The following is a 19550-nucleotide window of genomic DNA, read 5'->3' on the forward strand; positions in this document are numbered from 1 at the left end:
CTGCAACTACAAACAAACAGTTGAACATAATACGCCATCGACGCGGGCAGGTGAAGTCCGTGAGACCAACTTCTTCGGTGTAGTCGAGGGCAAATCCATATCTTAGACAAGAATTCGGGATTTGCAAGCACATACACGCACCCCACATGAGCTGCGCGGTATACTCATGACATGGAAAGACGCGAACATACATACGGTTATGAGGATGCCATGGGCGTCACGCCGCCTCCCTGGACGGGTCCGGCGGTGGGCCTGATGGACCTCGATGCGTTTTTTGCGAGCGTGGAGATGCTCGACCATCCCGAATGGCGCGGAAAGCCGCTCATCGTGGGTGGCAATGCCGATTCGCGTGGCGTCGTGTCCACGTGTTCGTATGAGGCGCGTCGCTTTGGCGTGCACTCTGCCATGGCCTCGGCCGAGGCGCGGCGCTTGTGCCCGCAAGCCATTTGGACGCACGGGCACTTTGATCGCTACCGCGAGGTGAGCGCGCAGGTCATGGCGATTCTCGCCGACGAGACCCCGCGCGTCGAGCGCGTATCCATCGACGAAGCCTTTATCGATATCACACCGGGTCGCTTTGCGCCCGAAGACCCGCTGCTGGTTGCGCGGCGTATAAGCGACCGCGTGGCAGGGCTGGGAGTGACCTGCTCCATTGGCGTTGGCTGCAACAAGACGGTCGCAAAAATCGCAAGCGAGCGGGATAAGCCGTTTGGGCTGACCATCGTGCGCCCCGGAACCGAGCAGCGCTTTTTGGCCGCGCTGCCGGTATCTGCCATGAGTGGCATCGGGCGCTCGGCCGAGGAGCGACTGCGCCGCATGCGCATCTACACCCTCGGCGAGTTATCACGTGCACCGGAATCCACCTTGGCCTCTATTTTTGGCGTCAACGGCGAGCACATGCGCCAGCGTGCGCTGGGACTCGAAATCTCCGAAGTCACGAGCCTCGATGAAGAGCGCGAGGTCAAGTCGGTCAGCAATGAACGCACCTTTGCTAAAGATTTGACTGAGCGTGGGGATATTGAGGCGGCGATTGCGCTGTTGGGAGAGTCAGTGGGACGCCGTCTGCGCCGTCAGGGGCTGACGGGTGCCACGGTAACGCTCAAGCTTAAGTATTCGTATGGCAGCGGGCGTACGGCACAGCGCCGGCTGCCTCATCCGACCGACGATGAGAACATCTTCGTGGCGGTTGCACTCGATCTGCTCGACAACATCTGGCAGGAAGGAATGCACGTTCGCTTAGCAGGCATCGGCATGAGCGACTTTGACCATCGGGGCGGCATCCAGACCGACCTGTTCTGCGAGATCGATGACCGCGGAGCCCAATCCAGCGACCGCCGCGACCTCTCCGTCGCCATCGACGCCGTCCGAGACAAATTCGGCGACACCGCCCTATCCTTCGGCCGCCAATCCCGCTTCAATAACTAGTCTTTTTTGGACGGGGGGGTTGCTGCCTTCCGTCCGACACGGCATGGGTAGTCAATTTGGGACGGGGCTATTTTAGCTACCCCTATATATCGGTTGAGATTCATTCGGCCTAATTCATTCACCGTCAGCCAAAGGGTAGCTAAAATAGCCCCGTCCCAAATTGACTACCCCGGATGCCCGGTTTGGTGGCCGTAGCAAAATTACCCCGCCTGAAATGAGCTACTTTTCAACTTTGACTTTTTGAATCGTGCAGTGGCCGATGCCCGTGAGGCGCACGATCTGCTTGATCGAAAAGCCCTCGCTTTTGAGCTTGCGGATACAGTCATCACGCACGCCCTTTGGCAGAGCTTTGAGATGGTGAGGCTCGTAAGGTTTGAGCAACGCCTGCGCAAACTCAAGCGCGTCAGCATCACTCACGTGAGCGCCATAACGGAAGCAATAGCCATTGGGCTCGCCCGAGGTGCTAAATGCAAAAAACCTCTGGGAATTCCCGAGCAACTCGAGCACGCAATCAGTCTTACAAATACCCGGATAGCCCATATACTCGCTAAAGCTGCTCCAGCGATAGAGCGAAGCAGTGTCAATTCTGGCTTTCGCAGGGTTATCGTGAATGTAACGAACGCAGTTGAGCAGCTGATCATCATCAAGAATCGGCACGCTCTTAAATCGATCCTGGAAGAGTGGACCCTTTCTGCCTGTCTTAGAATTGAAATACATGGCATACGCCGTCGTAATCGAATGCATGCAATCACTCAGATGAGCATGCTCATCGTCAAGCAGAAGATGAATATGGTTATCCATAAGGCACCACGCGATGACATCAACTTTGAACTTCTGGCATTTCGAAGCAATCAGCCGAATCAAATAGAGTCGATCATCCTCATCCTCAAATATCAGCTGACCACCACACCCCTTTTGAACGACATGGTAAAAGCCATATTCAGAGATTTCTCGCGCAGTCCGAGTCATACGCATTCCCTCCTCTACAGATAAGAATTACGTTACCCGAGCCAGAGCAGAAAAAAACGTACTGGGTGCGACAAATCGCGTTGTTCGGCGAACGGTAGGTGGTAGCTAAAAAAGCCCCGTCCCAAATTAGCTACTTTTGGGCAAAAGAAAGACGGGCAGCTGCAAATGGTGCAACTGCCCGGCAAACGGATAAGGGTAGCTAAAAAAGCCCTGGCCCAAGCAAAGCTCTAGAGGAGGTCGAGGGGGAGCTGGGGGGCGTCTCCCCAGAGTTTCTCGAGGCGGTAGAAGTCGCGGGCTTCGGGAGTGAAGACGTGGACGACAACCGAACCGTAGTCCATGAGCATCCAGGTCTTCTGCTCGCGACCCTCGATGGAGAACGGGTGCTCGCCGCAAGCCTCGGCGACCTTCTCCTCGATCTCGTCGACGATAGAATCGACCTGGCGGTTGTTGGTACCGGTGGCAAGCACAAAGTAGTCGCACACGTCGGAAAGCTCGGTCAGGTCGAGCACCTGAACGTCCTCGCCCTTCTTGTCGTAGGCGGCCTGCGCGGCGGCGCGGGCGACATCCTCGGCGGCGACACCGCTCGCGGACAGCGAGGCGGCAGTGCGATCGGACGTGGCGACGAAGCTCTTGTGCTCCACACCTTCAAGAATCTGCTCGTCAGTCATGGTCTCGTCGGCCATGGAATACCTCTTTCTAGACAGCCCGAGCTAGCGCAGCTGGGCGTAATGGTTGTAAATCGAAATAGCCGTTGGATAAAGATAACGCCCGGACTGGATCACATAGACCAAACCCTGCGCAAAACAGGAGAAGAACAACTCATCGAGCGTCGACTCCCCCACCATCTTGCGCAGCGCATGAGCATAGTCGCCGTGGCGGTTGGGCTCGATGGCATCGGCCACAAAGACCACCATATCGAGCGGCGTCATGTCGCAGGCACCCACGGTGTGACGGTCGACAGCCTGGAAAACGGCCGGCGACAGCCCGGGAAAAAGCTGCGGAAGCTCATAGGCGGCAACAGGGCCATGCAAAAGCGGCGTCGCGGCGGAAGGAGAGCCGGCAATCTTAATGCCGTAATGCAGAGCGCGCGTGACCAGCTCGTCGTCGGAGAGCACTTTGTCCCAGTCATGGATCAGGCCGGCGGCAGCGGCATCAAAGCGGTCAACGCCGTAGACCTCGGCCAGATGAAGTGCGGTCTCGGCAACACCCAGCGAATGCACATAGCGCTTACGCTTATCCTTCATGCGAACATCGAGCAGCTCTCGAATGCGCTTGAGCAGCGCGCGCTCATCGCCCTCAAACTGATCCTCTACCGACAACGTAGACCCCCATCACTCAAAATCTTCTTGGCCCAAATCGGCATATAGCCTGCGTTTGCGAATGTAGCCGAGCACGGACTCGCTCGTAAGATAGCGCACGCTCATGCCGCGGGCAACTCGCTTACGAATGTTCGTCGAGCTGATCGCCAGCGCCGGAATCTGAATATAGCGCACGTCGAACGGCAGCCCCGACTCTTTGATTCGGGCACGCGCCGTATCGATATCAAAGCCCGGTCGCGTCGCCGCAATAAAGGTAGCAAGCTCAGCGATTCGTTCGGCATCATGCCAGGTCACAATTTCGATAATCGCGTCGGCGCCCGTAATAAAGTAGAGCTTTACCTGCGGCGGGTAAAAGTCGCGAAGGGCATGAAGCGTATCGGCCGTATAGGTTACACCCGGGCGGTCGATCTCGAACCGGCTCGCCAAAAAGGCCGGGTTCGCGGCGGTGGCGAGGACCGTCATGGCATAACGGTCCTCGGCAGGCGTCACCGGCTTGTCAAGCTTAAAGGCAGGAGAGCCCGCCGGCATAAAGAGCACAGCGTCCAAGTCGAGCGACTCGCGCGCCTGCTCGGCGGTCACCAGGTGCCCGTAATGGATGGGATCAAAGGTGCCACCCATAATGCCGAGCCTAAACTCCTGCCCGTCCTCTAGAGGAAGCTCAGGCAGACCGATTCCACCGCGCAGCGACATGGCTTACTCGCCCTCAGAGGTCTCGGCATCGCCCGCGGCATCCGCCGCATCGACAACCTCGACGCCCTCATCCGCAGCATCGGCCACGTCAAAGGCCTCAACGGCAACGTCCTCGTCAGCATCCTCGAGCTCCTCGTACTCCGAGAAGTCCTCGGCGCCCTCAAAGTCAAAGGCGCGCTGGCAAATGCGGACCTCGTCGCCCGCACGGCAACCGGCCTTCTCGAGCGCGTCGTCAACACCCATACGCGCAAACTTATGCTGCAGGTAAATGACGGCTTCCTCGTTTTCCCAGTCGGTCTGAATGACCATGCGCTCGATGGCACGACCGACCACGCGGAAGGCACCGGGCTCTTCCTGAACAATGCGGAAACGCTTCTCGCGCTGCAGACGGCGGCGCTCCCACTCCTCGTCGCGCAGATCAACCGGCTCATCAGCAACCGCCAGCTCGGCGCGCAGCTTAGCCACCTGCTCGCCCACGGCAAGCATCAGCGTGTTGAGGCCGGCGCCCGTAACAGCAGACACGGCAAAGAACATATGTCCATCGTCGAGCGCTGCGCGCTTGAGGTCGGCAATCTTGTCGGCCGTGCCCGGCGCGTCGCACTTGTTGGCAACGACGATCTGCGGACGCTCCGAAAGCTCGGCGCCATACTGCTCGAGCTCGCGGTTGATGATGCGATAGTCCTCAACCGGATCGCGATCCTCAAAACCGCCCGTCATGTCGACGACATGCATGATCAGGGCCGTACGCTCAATGTGGCGCAGGAACTGGTGACCCAGGCCCTTGCCCTCGCTCGCGCCCTCGATAAGACCGGGGACGTCGGCAACGACGTAAGAATATTCGCCGGCACGCACCATGCCCAGATTGGGCACGAGCGTGGTAAACGGGTAGTCAGCAATCTTGGGGCGGGCGGCACTCATGCGCGCAATGAGCGATGACTTACCCACCGAGGGGAAGCCCACGAGCGCGGCATCGGCCATGAGCTTCATCTCGAGCTCGATCCAGTGCTCCTCGGCCGGTTCGCCCAGCTGAGCGAACGCGGGCGCGCGGCGCACCGACGTCACAAAGTGCGTGTTGCCCAGGCCACCGGCACCGCCGGGCGCCACGACGACGCGCTCGCCGTCGTGGACCAGGTCGGCAATCTCGAACATCGGGGTCTGCGTCTCGGGATCGAGCTCGCGCACCACGGTGCCCATGGGAACCTTCAGGATCAGGTCCTCGCCGCTCTTACCGTTACGACGGGCACCCTGCCCGTGCGTGCCGCGCTCGGCGCGGAAGTGATGCTTAAAGCGGTAATCAATCAGGGAAGACAGCTGAGCATCGGCCTGGATGACGACATTGCCGCCACGACCGCCGTCGCCGCCATCGGGGCCGCCCTTGGGGACAAATGCCTCGCGCCTAAACGACATGCATCCGGCTCCGCCGTCGCCGCCGCACACGTTAATGCGGCTGATATCGGTGAACTGTGACAACAGAATCGCCTCCTACAAAAAAGAGGGAGACCCTTGAATCCTAAAACTCAAGTGCCTCCCACATATGTGCTCTATGAAGGGTGAATTACGCGTTCGCGAGCGGGCGTACGCTGACCCTGTGCTTGATACCCTTGTGGAACTCAACGGTACCGTCGACCAGCGCGAACAGCGTGTCGTCCTTACCACGGCCAACGTTCTCACCCGGGTGGATGTGCGTGCCGTGCTGACGGACGAGAATCGTGCCCGTGGTTACCGTCTGGCCGGCATAGCGCTTCGTGCCAAGGCGCTGACCGCGGGAGTCACGGCCATTACGGGAGGAACCGAGTCCTTTTTTGTGTGCCATTGTGTATACCTACTCTTTCGTTACGAGTGTAATCTACTCGGCGACGGGAGCCTCGGCAACAGCCTCAGCCTCTGCCTTGACAGCCTTCTTGGCGCGGGAGGTAGCCTGAACCTTCACGATCTTCAGCTTGGTGAGCTGCTGACGGTGACCCTTCAGACGACGATAGCGCTTGCGCTTGTGGAACTTGAAGACCAGCTGCTTCTCGCCCTTGAACTGCTCAACGATCTGAGCGGTAACCTTGGCCTTGGCCAGCTTGTCGGGATCGGTGACGATCTTCTTACCATCGTTGAGGAAGATAACCGGCAGGGTGACCTTGTCGCCCTCATTGCCCTCGATCTTCTCGACGGTGATGACATCGTCGGTGGCGACCTTGTACTGCTTGCCGCCCGTGTTAACGATTGCGTACATGTTTACTTGCCCTTCATGCATCAGTTAGTGCAACAGCCGAATATAGTAGCAGGCGAAAATACCCCCGTCAACGAGTATGTGGAGCAAATCCACAAGTTCGCACAGGTATGGGGCTGACGAGTCGGCCCTCGTCGTCCTCGCATGCTTGATTCTGACGCTCGACATCGTAGGAGCAGATGGTCACGAGGTCTTGCATACCGGTGGAAACAATAGGTGCATCCACGCCCGGGGTCAAGCCCTGCAACAAAACATCAGCAGCAGAAAGCAAAATTTCCGGACGCATGGAGCCCTCGTTGTCGGCATGGGTGTCGAGCATGAGCACCAAATGGTCCGGGCGCTCCCCCGCCGTGAGCTCATAGCCCACGAGCGTGTGATCCAAATCCAAGCGCTTGCTCTTTTTGCCGCGCGCGTAGTCGATGCCGTGGCCCGCGCGCAGCGTGTCGATCGCACGACGCACCTCGTCGGCGCTTACGGGCGCCTCGGGATCCAAGTGCAGGTCGATGCGATACGACAGGCGCGTGAGCTGCGCCGTCAACGCCGGCGTGCGCACGTCGATGTACGCCGCCTCGATGGGCGCCAGATCGGCCGGAGACGCCGCAGCCAGGCGCCCAAACGCCTCGTCGAGCGCCACGAACTCGGTCATAAACAGGTCATACCACTCGCAGGTCGACGACGTACCCACCGGCAGCGCCGAAGAGAAGCCCACGCGCATGTGCGGAGAGAAGCCCTGCGTGACGGCATAGGGAAGTCCCGCACGGCGCACGATGCGCTCAATGGTATGGATTACTTCGAGATGGCCCAGGTACTTAAGGCGATCGCGCTTGCCATAGCGAACACGAAGTCTAAAGAGCGAGGGGTTGTCGGTCAGGCGCTCACTCATGCGCGATCACCCATCAATACATTCTTGGCGTGGAGCGTGGGGCAGATCCCGCAGCCGGTGCACGACGTGCGGGTACAGTCGGGAGTCGTGACGCCCTCGAGCGAGCGACGGTACTCGCGCTCGAGGAAGCCGCGCGTGCAGCCGGGGCTCACGTGCTCCCACGGCAGGCGCCAGTCCAACTCGTGGGGCAGGTGCACGAGCTCATTGAGGTCGATGCCGTTTTTGGCAGCAGCTTCCTTCCAGTTATCAAGCGAGAAATGCTCTACCCAGGCGTCAAAGCGAGAGCCCGAGCGCCAAGCATCGATGATGACGGGCGTCATGTCACGACCGGCGCGGGAAAGCGCGGCCTCGATGAGCGAGGTCTCGGCATCGTGGTAATGCACGCGGACGGCACGGTTGCGAACGCTCGTGATAAGCAGCTTCTGGCGACGCTTGACGTCGTCGTAGTCGAGCTGCGGGCACCACTGGAACGGCGTGGCAGCCTTGGGGATAAAGACCGAAACCGAGATCGACACCGAAATCGAGCCGCGACGAGCCTTGGGCACCACGGAACGACCGAGCTCCAGCACGTGATCGGCCAGATTGGCGATGGCCACGATGTCCTCATCGCGCTCGCCGGGAAGGCCCATCATAAAGTAGAGCTTCATGCGGTTCCAGCCGGCCTCGAAGGCCGCCTTGGCCGCACGGTCCAGGTCCTCCTCGGTCACGTTCTTGTTAATGATGTCGCGCATGCGCTGGCTGCCGGCCTCGGGCGCGAACGTTAGTCCGCCCTTCTTTTCGCCGGCGACCGACTCGGCCATATCCACGCCAAACGAATCCAGGCGCTGCGACGGAATAGACACGCGAATACCCGTATCCTCCAGGCGACGGTTGAGCCTGCCGAGCACGTCGCGAATGCAGGAGTGGTCGGTCGTGGAGAGCGAGGTCAGCGACACCTCGTCATAGCCGGTCTTTTCCAGACCCTGAATCACCGACGAGACGATCTGGTCTGCCGAGCGCTCGCGCACCGGGCGATACGTCATGCCGGCCTGGCAAAAACGACAGCCGCGGGCGCAGCCGCGCAGGATCTCGATAGACAGGCGGTCGTGGACCAGCTGCGCATAGGGCACACACGACTGCGAAAGCGGATTCGTGGCGCCGAAATCCTCGACGACGCGCTTGTAGACCACGGTCGGCGCATCCTTGCCCTCACGCGGCACGGTGTAGCCATGCGGCGAGCAGGGCTCGTCGTGACGAACCTCATAGAGCGACGGCACGTAGTTGCCGGCAATGGATGCAAGCTGCTCAACAATCTGCGCGCGCGGAACTCCTTCGTCACGCAGGCGGCGATGCAGCTGGCAGGTCTCGAGCAGCGATTCCTCGCCCTCACCGATGAGAATGGCATCGAAGAAGGCCGCGTACGGCTCGGGGTTGTACACCGAGGGGCCGCCGGCGATGATGATGGGGTCGTCTTCACCTCGGTCGGCCGCTAACAGCGGAATGCCAGCGAGGTCGAGAGCCTCGAGGAAGTTCGTCACCGCCATCTCGTGCGGCACATGCAGGCCGACGATATCAAACGAAGCGACCGGCGCTGCACCCTCGAGCGAGAGCAGCGGAATGCCCGCCTCGCGCATAGCGTCACCCATGTCGGGCCACGGCACATAGCCACGCTCGCAGGAGATGCCCTCGGCCTGGTTAAGGATGTTGTAGAGGATGGCGATACCCTGGTTGGGCAGACCGACCTCGTACACATCCGGATAGATCAGGCAGCAACGGTAGTCGGCATCGGCCTTGGAAAGCGTGCCCCACTCGTGATCGATATAGCGACTCGGCTTCTCGACCTTGGCGAGCAACGGCTCAATTAAATGAAAACAATCTTGGTATGCAACGCGCAACGGAAAACCCCTAAGCAGCGAGATCTGATGCGTCCTGGTAGGACGCCATAGGACGGGTAGCGCCCGCGACCGTGGTTACCAGATCGCGAACGCGGGAGAACGTGGCAGTAACCACCTCGTTGGCACGGCTGTAGTCGACATCGCGCTCGTAGAGCGAAACAAGCGCACGGCCCATGCCATAGGTGCCCGCGGCAGCAGTGAGCGCCTTGACGGCAAACCCAATATGCGGTGTCTGCTTGACGAGCGCGCGGGTGACCGCGCGGATCACAAGACCGCCGGCAAGCACGCCCGCGACCTCGTAGCCGCGCTCGGGCTTAATACCGCGTCCAAAGACGGCAGCGAGCTCAAAGAGCATGCCCACCTGCGCCAGCGCCATAACGGGATAATCGGCGCCCGGCAAAAACACCAGCGCACCGGTCGCCATATTGGTGAGCGCGCACGAGGTGATGATACGATTGGCCGCCGCGATGCGCATGAAGGCAAAGTTCGCCGCAAAAGCCGTTTCCTTGTCGGTGCGATCGAGAATCCAGCGGGCAAGCGTCTCGAGCAGATACGTCTTATCGGTTGCCGCTACCACGCCGAGCATGGGCGTGGACTCCTCGATAAACGGCACCTCCACAGCAGACTCGGCAAGCACGCACACGGGCGCGCCGGCGATCACGAGCTCCTGCACGGCACTCTCCAAGCGGTCGGAACCACACGAGAGCACCAGCACCACATCGGTATCGGTCTTTGGAGCAATTCGCTCCTCCCCCAGACGCTCGACGCGCACAATACCCGAGGTCGTCTGCGGCACAAAGGCGTCACGCACCGTCTCGGCAAGAAAGCGCGAGGCGGACGAATCCAGATAGACCGAGACGCGCACCGGCGTATCGGAATCCTTCTTAACGGACGCGCCCATCTTAAAAGCGCGGGTCAGCTTATCTACGGGAATTTTCATAGCAAACCCCTCCAGCGGTTACGCGGCGCCCGAACGATGCCGCCATATGGATTGTACGATACCCACCGTCAGCAGCTGAATCATCATCGAAGACGAACCGAAGCTAATAAACGGTAGCGGAATACCGGTAATCGGCATCATGCCGATGCACATGCCGATGTTTTCGAAGGTCTGGAACGCCCACATGCCGACGATACCTACGCATGATAAGCGTAGGAACAGAGACTCGCACTTAAAAGCAACGCGGATCGTCGAGAAGATGAGCAGTACGTACAAGCACAGCAGCAAAAAGGAGCCGCAGAAGCCAAAGGTCTCGGACAAAAAGGCGAAGACGAAGTCGGTGTGGAACTCAGGCAGAAAGCCGCCGGCCGACTGCGTCGCATGGCCCAAACCCTTACCAAAGAAGCCACCCGAGCCAACGGCGATAAGCGACTGCTGCAGGTTGTAGGCATCGTCCGAATCGGCATTATCGGGGTCGATAAAGACCGTCAGACGGTTCATCTGATACTGCTTGATAAGCACATCGTGGCCGAGCAACGAATCAAAGACCGAATCGAGCGCCAGGACGAGGGCCACCAGGCCCACGAGCAGGGCCAGGGTCGACAGCACCCATTCGCGGCGTGCACCACTCATACAAATGACGATGGCGCCCGAAACCAGCACGACAAGGCCCGAGCCCAGGTCGCCCATGGCGACGACGGCCAAAAACGGAATGGACAACATGCCGCAGAGCTTGACGTAGTCGCGAACGGTATCGATGCGACCGTTATACTGCGAGCCAAGCGTAGCAATAAAGAAGATGGTGATGAGCTTGGCAAGCTCAACCGGCTGGAATGTCAAGCCGATACCGGGAATCTTGATCCAGCCCGTCATGCCCAGACCGCCCGTATAGGACAGACCCGGAATCTTGGGCGAGAGGATCACGATCAGGTCGATGACGAGCAACGCCGTCGAGAAATTGGAAATACCGCGCAGGTCGGAGCGCCAGACCAGCACCGCCAGCACCGTGCCGATGCCAATTCCCAGCAGATGGCGTGAGAACGAAGCATCGGCCTTAAACTGCGAAGCCGACCAGATAATGATGGCACCGTAGGCGACGAGCGCCACTGTAGCCACGAGCACACCGATATGGACCTTTTGGCGAAACGTGCCGCGCGAGGCCGAAAGTTGCTTGTTGACACGGTCCAGGCTGCTGCGAGAGCCGGTCTTGGTTGAACGGAACAGATCCGCCGGAGAAAAATCCATCGCAACCTCCTATCGAACCGAAGAATCGCCCGAGGCCGAAGAGGTATCGGGCTCGTCATAAATCACACCGAGCACGTCGCGCACGACATGCATCGCGGTATCTGAGCCGCCGCCGCCCTGCTCCAGGACAGTAGCGATGACATACTTGGGATTATCGGCCGGTGCATAGGCGCAGAACCAAGCGTATTCGTCCTCGCCGCTTTTCTCGCCCGTGCCCGACTTGCCGTATACCTGCGGCGTCAGGGTACCAAAGTGCGCCGCCAGGGACGTCGATGCCGTGTATATCACGTCGTGCATGCCGTTGCGAACAAGAGCCAAATCCGAATCGCTGTTGATCTTGGCCTCCAGGCGCTTCTTCTTGCCCTTGCCATTGTACTTATAGGCATCGCCGTCGCCATCGCGCGACACGGCAGACAAAAATACGTGAGGCACGTACTGTTTGCCGCCGTTGGCAAGACCCATATAGGCGCACGCCATCTGCAGGGGCGTCACCAGGATGTCGCCCTGGCCGATAGCAATGTTGGTCATATCGCCGGCATTCCACTTGCGGTCCTCGGCAGAGGCGTCGGTGAAGTATGACTCTTTCCACTCGGCATCGGGAATACGACCCGCGCCCTCACTCGGCAGATCGATACCGCAGGTCTTGCCTAGGCCCCAGCGACGAAAGACCTCCTGCAGGCCCTCGGAATGTTTCTCGTCATAAAAGAACGCCTTACCCATGTCGTAGAAGACGGGGTCGCACGAGTTGGCGATACCCGACTGCAGCGTCATGGTGCCGTGGCCAGACGTCAGCCAGCAGCGCTTGCCCCAAGCCTTGCCCAGACCCGTCCAATAACCCGTGCAGTTGGTTGTCTGCGTTGAAGTGTAGGTTCCAAACTCAAGACCGGCCAGTGCCGAGAGCGGCTTGATGGTCGAGGCCGACATGTACTGTCCGCTAATGGCGCGGTTGAGCAGCGGGTGCGAACCCTTGTCATCATTGAGCTCGGTCCACACGTCATTTGAGACGCCGCCGATAAAGACGGACGGATCGAACTTGGGCTGGCTCGCCATGCCCAGGATCTCGCCATTGTTGGGATCGAGACACACCACAGCGCCGTTGCCGGCATTGCTGTAGCCAGTGGTCTTGGCAAGCTCGATAGCGCTCGCCAGCGCCGTCTCACAGGCCTGTTGGATCTTAAGGTCGAGCGTGAGCTTAATGTCGGAGCCGGCCTTCGCGGGCACTGCGCCGGCCTGACCGGTCACATTGCCCGAGGCATCGACCTTGACGGTCTGCTCGCCACGAATACCCTGCAGCAGGTTTTCGTAGTAGCTCTCAACGCCCGCCTGGCCCACGATATCGCCCGACTGGTACGTAATCTTGCCAGCAGAAGCATCATCATCGCCAGAGGTTTTCTTATTCTGGGCCTCGAGCTGCTCGGAGGTAATGGTGCCGGTATAGCCCAAGATATGGCATGCCGTCTCGCCGTATGGATACTGGCGCTCGGTACGCTCGGCAATCTTGACGCCCGGGAACTCGCCGGCGTGTTCCTTGATATAGGCAACCGTGGAGCGACGGACGTCCGTCGCGATGGTATGCAGGCTCTGAGCGCCCTCTGTATTGTCCTGAATATTGCGAAGGACCGGCACATAAGGCATTCCAAGCACGTTGGCAAGATGGCGAACCAGAACCTCATCCTCGGCAAGGTCGCGGTAGGCCACGACAGCAAGTGAGGGACGGTTCTGGACAAGCGCCACGCCATTGCGGTCGAGGATGCGGCCGCGCACAGCGGGTGTGGTAACGGTGCGAGTCTGATTACTATTGGCCTGCTTCTCGTAATAGTCCGACGAGACCATCTGCATGCCCCACAGCTTGACGGCAAGTGCCGCAAACATCGCGCCCACACCCGTGGTGAGGATGGAAAAGCGGCCCTTAAAGGCGGTCGCCGCGGTATTGCCCTCGCCCTCGGTGGCGCGCGGGGCCGTTCCATGCTGTGTATCGTAGGTAAAACGGGAATCGCCTCGACGCATGATGACCAGCGCGACCACGATGGCCACAACCAGCACGATACCGGCGATAATAACCGTCATCTGGGAAGACATCTACGGGCCTCCCCTATTTGAGCTTGCGGGTCTTGGGCTTAAAGCGCATACCCGTCTGGCGTCCGCCACGTGCGGAGAATCCATAGCCGGACTGCGGCACGACGCCGGACATCAAAAACGGAATGGCAACCAGACCCGTCAGGATCGAGGACGGCAGCGCATGGCCGAAGATCGCCACGACAAAGCTCGTCTCCAAACCCATAAACAGCAAGATGATGCTGTAGATCACATTAATGACGAGCGCAAAGGCGCCCACGGTGACGCCGCGCGCACTCGGGGTACCGCCCGTCTGACCGACGGCGCTGTGCACCAGGGCAAAAGAACCCACGGTCAGCAGGAGCGACATAACGCCCACCGGCACGGCAGCGGACAGGTCATAAAACAAGCCGCTGCAAAAACCGCACACGACGGCACGGGTCGGGTCGCCCGAGAACACGCTTAGGCACACCAGGATAATCATGAAGTTGACGCGACCTCCCGCAATGGAGATCTGCGGTGCCAGGCCTGCCTGCAGCAGCACACACACAATGGCGGCGATTACAAACGTGCGGGAGCTCATCCCCTGCTCGTGTAGATCCATGGACATGCCCCCTATTCGCTCGAGCCAGAATCGGTCGTCTCGGACGTGTCGGAACTGTCATCCGAGCTCTCGTCCTTCGTCTTGGTCGCAGCATCTCGCGACGTTCCCTGCGGCGTGCTGTTGGCCGTGCTCACGTCCTCATCCGAGGCCGACTGTTCGTCGGTCAGCGAGGTAATGACCAGCACTTCCTCGTTGTTCTCGGCCGTGGTCTGAGCGCGCACCACAATGGTGTAGTACACGTCGTTTGCCGATTTCTCGACCGACGAGACGGTGCCGAGCGGTAGACCCTTAGGGAACACGCCGCCAATGCCCGAGGTTACGATGATGTCGCCAACCTTAACGTCGGAGTCGACGCTCACGTACTCAAGACGCAGCGTGCCGTCAGCCTGACCCTGAAGCATGCCCTGGGCGCGCGTGTCCTGCACCATGGCGGACACGCCCGAGTTCTCGTCGCCAATCAGGCGCACGGTCGATGTCTTAGCCGATACCTCGATAATCTGGCCGATAACACCGGCAGAACTCGTCACGGGCATGTTGATGGTAAGGCCGTCGGCAGAGCCCTTGTCGATGGTAACAGTCGAGGTCCAGGCATCGCCCGAAGCGCCGACAATGCGAGCCGCGGTGGACTTGAGATTGTAGGTCGACTGCAGTCCGACCAGCCCCTCCAGACGCTCGGCGGTCTTTTGAGCCTCGGAGAGCTCAGCAACCTTAGAGGTCAGTTCCTCATTTTGCTTCTTGAGTTCGTCGAGCGTGTCCTGCGACGCCGTAAGGTTAGAGAACACGTTGCCGATCGCATTGAAGGGAGCCGCCACAGCCGAGCCCACAAAGCGCACCGGCGAGGTAATCGTCGTTACGCCCGAACGCACGGCATGAATCGGTCCTGCCTCGCCCTCGCGGATGTAAAACGTGAGCAGCAACACCGAAATCAGGCTGAAAACAATCAACGGGCGCATACCCGTTGATTGTCGCTTGGTATTCAGATTTGTGGAGAAACCCGAAGATCGTGCCAAATGGAATCCACCTTTTGGAAATTAAGCATTGGTCTGGACGAAGCCGCCATCAAACGCATTGGCCTCGAGCACGCGGGCACAGCCGTTAACGACGTTATCGAGCGCCGTGGGGCTGACGTTGACCGAAACACCGGTCTCATCGCGCAGGCGCACGTCGAGACCGCGCAGCAGCGCGCCGCCACCGGTCAGCAAAATGCCGTAGTACATAAGGTCCGAGGCGAGATCGGGAGGCGTGGCATCGAGGGCGTCCTTGACGGCCTTGGCCATCTCGTCGAGCGGCTTGTTGAGCGCGCGACGAATCTCCTCGCTCTCGATGCGCACGGTCTTGGGCAGACCGGTGATCACGTCGCGGCCGTTGACCTCGACGTCGAGCTCGTCCTTGAGCGGCACGGCGGAACCGACCTTGATCTTGATGTCCTCTGCCGTACGCTCGCCGATGGCCAGGTTGTAGGCATCTCGAACGTGCGTGAGGATAGCCTGATCGAACTCGTCGCCGGCAATACGGATGGACTGCGAGACGACGATGCCGCCCATAGCGATAACGGCAACCTCGGTGGTACCGCCACCGATGTCGATGACCATGGAGCCGGTGGGCTCCTCGACGGGCAGGTCGGCGCCGATAGCGGCAGCCATGGGCTCCTCGATCAGATAGGCCTGGCGAGCGCCAGCCTGGATCGTGGCCTCAAAGACGGCACGCTTCTCGACCGACGTGACGCCGGAGGGAACGCAGACGACAACGCGCGGACGCGGGGTCCACGGATAGCGCTTCTCGGACGCCTTATCGATAAAGTAGCGAAGCATGGCTTCGGTAACATCGAAGTCGGCGATGACGCCGTCCTTCAGGGGACGAACGGCCACGATGTTGCCGGGCGTACGGCCAAGCATGCGCTTTGCCTCGATACCGACCGCCAGGATGCGCTCGTCGTTCTTGTCGATGGCGACGACGGAGGGCTCACGAATGACGATGCCCTTGCCGCGCACGGAGACAAGCGTATTTGCGGTGCCGAGGTCGATGGCAAGATCGCCCGCATAGCTACCGAAGAACATATCCATCAAAGAAAACAACGCAACTCCTGATGTGTTGGATGATTGCTGGAAAACTACTAGCTCATCATACTAGCGCAAGCCCGGCACCTCACTTGCGGTGAAGCGCCGGGCAAAGCTAAATCCCATAAGGTCACTACTGGTTGTCAGCAGCCGAGAAATCCATATCGAGCGAGGAAACGGCCCAGCCGATATGGTTGTCGGAGCGCACGAATTTGACGGTGTACTCCTGCTCGCCGCCCTTGGACAGCGATGCCTTCACCTTAGCGGTCGTCTCGGTCATGGACTGATCCATGCCCTCGACGGACACGGTGGCGCCCTGCGGAATCGAAGAGATGATCATCGACTTGGCGTCCTCGGACAGACTCGAAGCCAGGCAAGACTCGGCCTTTGCGGTGTCACCGTCCCCGGCAGCCTGGAACAGATCGGAAACGACAGACTCCTGAGACGGGAAGCCAAAGCCGCGCGTGTAGGCAAAGCCCAGACCGCCCGCGGCGATCAAAATGAGCAGAAGCAGCACGATGAAGACTTTGAGACCCGTGTGGCGATGGCGACGACGGACCTTGGCCTGCTTACGATCCTGACGGTCCTGCTGGACCATCTCGGACTCGGACAGCGTAAAGAAGCCGGTGTCCGAGGGATCGGGCATAAACTGACCGGTCGCGCCCGTAGGATCGAGCGGATCGACGGCAGGAGCGTCCATCGCGGGCGTCGGAGCCGTGGCCATAGCCGTCTGGGCAGACAGCGCGGCAAGCGAATCGTGCACGCGGGCAAGCTCATCGGCCTGCTCGGAGGTGAGCTGGTAGATGCCATCTGCAGTAGCGGCGTTAAAGGCGTCGAGTGCGTCGGAGGGACGGCCGGCGGCAGAAAGCGCCTGACCCATGCCGGCGTTGAGCGCACGCGTGTCGTCGCGGGGGCCGGCAAAGTCGATAGCCGTGCGGTAGGTCTCCACGGCATCCGCCGGACGGCCGAGCTTAATGAAGCAACGACCAAGCTCGCCCAGTGCGGCGGCAGGAGCCGGATTGGCGCCGTCGATGGCAGCCTGACGGAAGGCAGTACCCGCGTTGGCATAGTCGCCCGACTGGAACAGCGCGTTACCCAGGCCCAGATAGGCCTTGAACGGCGTGGCATAGGAAGCATCCTGCGTAGCAGCAGAGAACGCCTGGGCGGCCGTCGTGTAGTCGCCCACGGCGGCGAGTGCCTTGCCGCGGTTGGTGAGCAGCGCGCCGCGCTTGCCGTAGGTGCCGTCATTGAGGGCAGCGGCGTAGGCCTCGGCGGCCTCGGCATACATGCCCAGGTGCATCAAGGCGTTGCCACGAAGGTGATCGGCCTCGCCCATAATCTCATCGGGAGTTTTTGCCGCCCCAAGCATCTGGGCTGCAGCGGAAAAATCACCCGCGCGGTAAGCGGCGCGGCCCTGTTGGATCAGCTGGCTATTCAAGGAAGTCCCCTTTACTCGTGAACGATCTCGACATGGACGATCTCGTCGCCGGCACGCAGCTGCGAAATCACATCGAGACCCTCGACCGTGGTACCAAAGACGGTGTAACCGGAATCGAGGTTATGCTGGGCACCCAGGCAGAAGTAGAACTGCGAACCCGCGGAATCGGGGTCCATGGAGCGTGCCATGGCAAGGGCACCATCGACATGGCTGTTGCGCGGATTGGTGGCAAACTCGCCCTTGATGCAGTAGCCGGGACCACCGGTACCGGGCATGCCGTCAGGGCCCTCAAGACCGGCAGCGACGTCGGCGCCGGACATATCGCGGGTATTGGGGTCGCCGCCCTGAATGACAAAGCCGGGCACATAGCGATGGAACTTAAGGCCATCATAGAAACCCATCGTGGAAAGCTCGCAGAAGTTCGCGACATGAATGGGAGCGCCCTCACCGTCAAACTTGACCTTGATGGTACCCTTCGACGTCTCGATAACGGCGCACTCGTCGCCGGCAAGCTGATACTCGGGCGTGTAGAGCTCTTTCTTAAAACCAAACATGTGGTTCCTTCCTCGTGCGTTTAAAGCATATTTGTACGAATTGTAGCAATAAGCATGCGCTTACATCAATTGCGCACGTAGGTTATGCCGACTATGGCGAACTAATTTTAGGAACGCTGCTGCGGCTTCCAGGAGCCCACATTGGCGTCGTACTGGTTCAGCGCGCTGTTGCCGCTTTGAGCGATGGGCGCCAGGATCTCGCTTTGGTGAGAACTCATCGACTCGCCATCGGGAATGGCCAGCGAGATGTCCCAACTCTGGCAGATCACGTCGACGCGCTCGTACATCCACTCGGCAAGCTGCTTTAAGTGGGCGATGTCATCCGCATAGACCGTATCGTCCTGGTACTTAAGGTTGTTAAGCTCATCTTGCGTCTTTTTGATCTGGTCGCGCAGGGCGTAGGCACTCTGCGACAGCTCCTGGCGGATGGACAGCGGCGTTCGGAGATAGCCGTTGTTAAAGGAATCGATGACCTCGCCGATCTGGTCCTCATCACCGTAGGACACGATGGTCTGATACAGACCGTCGAGTCTGGTATAGAGCTGATCATCGGTGAGCACGGTTTCTTCCTGGACCACCTCGGCAGAATCGTCCTGCTTGGTATCGTCCTCAGTCGCCTCGCCCTTTTGGCGCGTGGGGAAGGTCGTCTGCGCAGCCTGGCCAAACTGGTCGTAGAAGGCAGGCATGACACCCATGGGATCGGCCGTCACGAACCAATAGGCACCGCCGCAAACGACGGCAAGGACCGCGATGACGATGAGCGGCTTGGGGATATGACGCTTGTGCTTGTGATAGGCGTCCTCGTCGGGATGCACCTTGCGCTTGGGTTTTTGAGCATCGTCATGCAGGGAAACGGGCGTGGGAATATCGACCTTGGGGATACCGAAATCCTTATCGAAAGCCGGCAGCACGCAGGTCTCGTTAGGATCGGCGGCGTCCGAAAGAACCGCGGCAGCCGAGGCGGGCGCATGAGGCACCTCGGTATCGATCTGCTCTTGCGTTAGGCGCGGAAAGCCCGCCGTGCGGCCCGCTGCCAGGTCGGATGCGGCCGCGTCCTCGGAGAGGATACCCGGAGCAGGGCGTCCGCATTTTGGGCACGTGCGATCATGCGGAGAAAGACGGGCACCGCAGCCCTCACAGAACACGAACTCGGTGTGCTCGGGACCATCGCCCGGACCCACATAGGCGTTGCAGTAGGGGCAGAACGAGGCGCCGTCCTCGATAGTCTTAAGGCAATGCGGGCAGATCACGGCATCCTCTTTTCGAAGCAATTCAAACA

At 60.0% G+C, this 19550-nt stretch carries 19 protein-coding genes; 1 reads left to right on the forward strand and 18 read right to left on the reverse strand.

The features are described from left to right. Nucleotides 1-171 precede the first annotated feature (171 nt). Nucleotides 172-1425, forward strand: a complete 1254-nt coding sequence (gene dinB / locus ACESUZ_RS03225) for a DNA polymerase IV (protein ID WP_373198417.1) — start codon at nucleotides 172-174, stop codon at nucleotides 1423-1425. Nucleotides 1426-1644: 219 nt separating this feature from the next. On the opposite strand, the gene ACESUZ_RS03230 is transcribed toward dinB, so the two are convergent. The 18 genes from ACESUZ_RS03230 to ACESUZ_RS03315 form a co-directional block, all read right to left on the reverse strand. Continuing rightward, nucleotides 1645-2394 carry a transposase gene (locus tag ACESUZ_RS03230; RefSeq protein ID WP_349073938.1) on the reverse strand — a complete coding sequence of 250 codons (750 nt, stop codon included), beginning with the start codon at nucleotides 2392-2394 and terminating at the stop codon, nucleotides 1645-1647. Nucleotides 2395-2621: 227 nt separating this feature from the next. Next, nucleotides 2622-3077 carry a ribosome silencing factor gene (gene rsfS, locus ACESUZ_RS03235; protein ID WP_006236081.1) on the reverse strand — a complete coding sequence of 152 codons (456 nt, stop codon included), beginning with the start codon at nucleotides 3075-3077 and terminating at the stop codon, nucleotides 2622-2624. 27 nt (nucleotides 3078-3104) lie between these two features. After that, a complete protein-coding gene (yqeK, locus tag ACESUZ_RS03240) occupies nucleotides 3105-3638 on the reverse strand; it encodes a bis(5'-nucleosyl)-tetraphosphatase (symmetrical) YqeK (protein ID WP_368135829.1) in 534 nt (177 codons plus the stop codon). Nucleotides 3639-3725: 87 nt separating this feature from the next. Further along, complete coding sequence (gene nadD / locus ACESUZ_RS03245) at nucleotides 3726-4403, reverse strand: nicotinate-nucleotide adenylyltransferase (protein WP_373198420.1); 678 nt, start codon at nucleotides 4401-4403, stop codon at nucleotides 3726-3728. Nucleotides 4404-4406: 3 nt separating this feature from the next. Next, entirely contained in the window at nucleotides 4407-5873 is a 1467-nt protein-coding gene (obgE, locus tag ACESUZ_RS03250) for a GTPase ObgE (protein ID WP_373198421.1), read from the reverse strand. An 85-nt stretch (nucleotides 5874-5958) separates the two neighbouring features. Further along, entirely contained in the window at nucleotides 5959-6216 is a 258-nt protein-coding gene (gene rpmA / locus ACESUZ_RS03255; RefSeq protein WP_006236075.1) for a 50S ribosomal protein L27, read from the reverse strand. Nucleotides 6217-6249: 33 nt separating this feature from the next. After that, nucleotides 6250-6624 carry a 50S ribosomal protein L21 gene (rplU, locus tag ACESUZ_RS03260; protein WP_035138585.1) on the reverse strand — a complete coding sequence of 125 codons (375 nt, stop codon included), beginning with the start codon at nucleotides 6622-6624 and terminating at the stop codon, nucleotides 6250-6252. A 67-nt stretch (nucleotides 6625-6691) separates the two neighbouring features. Continuing rightward, nucleotides 6692-7504, reverse strand: a complete 813-nt coding sequence (locus ACESUZ_RS03265) for a TIGR03936 family radical SAM-associated protein (protein ID WP_055285117.1) — start codon at nucleotides 7502-7504, stop codon at nucleotides 6692-6694. Then, nucleotides 7501-9378, reverse strand: coding sequence for a TIGR03960 family B12-binding radical SAM protein (locus ACESUZ_RS03270; RefSeq protein WP_373198425.1), 1878 nt, complete (start codon nucleotides 9376-9378; stop codon nucleotides 7501-7503). Before ACESUZ_RS03270 ends, ACESUZ_RS03265 begins: the two co-directional genes overlap by 4 nt. 10 nt (nucleotides 9379-9388) lie before the next feature. Further along, nucleotides 9389-10318 (reverse strand): YcjF family protein, encoded by a 930-nt coding sequence (locus ACESUZ_RS03275; RefSeq protein ID WP_006236071.1) that lies wholly within the window; start codon nucleotides 10316-10318, stop codon nucleotides 9389-9391. 18 nt (nucleotides 10319-10336) lie between these two features. Beyond that, the gene (locus ACESUZ_RS03280; RefSeq protein WP_006236069.1) at nucleotides 10337-11563 is read right to left on the reverse strand and encodes an FtsW/RodA/SpoVE family cell cycle protein; all 1227 of its coding nucleotides are present in this window, start codon (nucleotides 11561-11563) and stop codon (nucleotides 10337-10339) included. 9 nt (nucleotides 11564-11572) lie between these two features. Further along, nucleotides 11573-13642, reverse strand: a complete 2070-nt coding sequence (gene mrdA, locus ACESUZ_RS03285; protein WP_373198428.1) for a penicillin-binding protein 2 — start codon at nucleotides 13640-13642, stop codon at nucleotides 11573-11575. Between the two features lie 13 nt (nucleotides 13643-13655). Next, nucleotides 13656-14222, reverse strand: coding sequence for a rod shape-determining protein MreD (locus ACESUZ_RS03290; RefSeq protein ID WP_022094761.1), 567 nt, complete (start codon nucleotides 14220-14222; stop codon nucleotides 13656-13658). An 11-nt stretch (nucleotides 14223-14233) separates the two neighbouring features. Further along, complete coding sequence (mreC, locus tag ACESUZ_RS03295; protein WP_082421788.1) at nucleotides 14234-15175, reverse strand: rod shape-determining protein MreC; 942 nt, start codon at nucleotides 15173-15175, stop codon at nucleotides 14234-14236. Between the two features lie 78 nt (nucleotides 15176-15253). Then, nucleotides 15254-16285, reverse strand: coding sequence for a rod shape-determining protein (locus tag ACESUZ_RS03300; RefSeq protein WP_006236061.1), 1032 nt, complete (start codon nucleotides 16283-16285; stop codon nucleotides 15254-15256). 127 nt (nucleotides 16286-16412) lie between these two features. Then, nucleotides 16413-17717 carry a tetratricopeptide repeat protein gene (locus tag ACESUZ_RS03305; protein ID WP_229055572.1) on the reverse strand — a complete coding sequence of 435 codons (1305 nt, stop codon included), beginning with the start codon at nucleotides 17715-17717 and terminating at the stop codon, nucleotides 16413-16415. An 11-nt stretch (nucleotides 17718-17728) separates the two neighbouring features. Beyond that, entirely contained in the window at nucleotides 17729-18271 is a 543-nt protein-coding gene (locus ACESUZ_RS03310; RefSeq protein ID WP_006236059.1) for a peptidylprolyl isomerase, read from the reverse strand. Between the two features lie 107 nt (nucleotides 18272-18378). Then, nucleotides 18379-19542, reverse strand: a complete 1164-nt coding sequence (locus ACESUZ_RS03315) for a zinc ribbon domain-containing protein (protein ID WP_373198432.1) — start codon at nucleotides 19540-19542, stop codon at nucleotides 18379-18381. Between the last annotated feature and the right edge of the window lie 8 nt (nucleotides 19543-19550).

This window comes from Collinsella aerofaciens ATCC 25986 (genome assembly GCF_964239575.1).
Taxonomy (GTDB): Bacteria; Actinomycetota; Coriobacteriia; order Coriobacteriales; family Coriobacteriaceae; genus Collinsella; species Collinsella aerofaciens_BQ.

Bases quoted from the DNA above. Each gene is read 5' to 3' on its own strand.
- dinB (WP_373198417.1), top strand. From the start codon at position 172: ATGGAAAGACGCGAACATACATACGGTTATGAGGATGCCATGGGCGTC.
- ACESUZ_RS03230 (WP_349073938.1), bottom strand. From the start codon at position 2,394: ATGACTCGGACTGCGCGAGAAATCTCTGAATATGGCTTTTACCATGTC.
- rsfS (WP_006236081.1), bottom strand. From the start codon at position 3,077: ATGGCCGACGAGACCATGACTGACGAGCAGATTCTTGAAGGTGTGGAG.
- yqeK (WP_368135829.1), bottom strand. From the start codon at position 3,638: ATGAAGGATAAGCGTAAGCGCTATGTGCATTCGCTGGGTGTTGCCGAG.
- nadD (WP_373198420.1), bottom strand. From the start codon at position 4,403: ATGTCGCTGCGCGGTGGAATCGGTCTGCCTGAGCTTCCTCTAGAGGAC.
- rpmA (WP_006236075.1), bottom strand. From the start codon at position 6,216: ATGGCACACAAAAAAGGACTCGGTTCCTCCCGTAATGGCCGTGACTCC.
- rplU (WP_035138585.1), bottom strand. From the start codon at position 6,624: ATGTACGCAATCGTTAACACGGGCGGCAAGCAGTACAAGGTCGCCACC.
- ACESUZ_RS03265 (WP_055285117.1), bottom strand. From the start codon at position 7,504: ATGAGTGAGCGCCTGACCGACAACCCCTCGCTCTTTAGACTTCGTGTT.
- ACESUZ_RS03275 (WP_006236071.1), bottom strand. From the start codon at position 10,318: ATGAAAATTCCCGTAGATAAGCTGACCCGCGCTTTTAAGATGGGCGCG.
- ACESUZ_RS03280 (WP_006236069.1), bottom strand. From the start codon at position 11,563: ATGGATTTTTCTCCGGCGGATCTGTTCCGTTCAACCAAGACCGGCTCT.
- mrdA (WP_373198428.1), bottom strand. From the start codon at position 13,642: ATGTCTTCCCAGATGACGGTTATTATCGCCGGTATCGTGCTGGTTGTG.
- ACESUZ_RS03290 (WP_022094761.1), bottom strand. From the start codon at position 14,222: ATGGATCTACACGAGCAGGGGATGAGCTCCCGCACGTTTGTAATCGCC.
- mreC (WP_082421788.1), bottom strand. From the start codon at position 15,175: ATGCGCCCGTTGATTGTTTTCAGCCTGATTTCGGTGTTGCTGCTCACG.
- ACESUZ_RS03300 (WP_006236061.1), bottom strand. From the start codon at position 16,285: ATGGATATGTTCTTCGGTAGCTATGCGGGCGATCTTGCCATCGACCTC.
- ACESUZ_RS03310 (WP_006236059.1), bottom strand. From the start codon at position 18,271: ATGTTTGGTTTTAAGAAAGAGCTCTACACGCCCGAGTATCAGCTTGCC.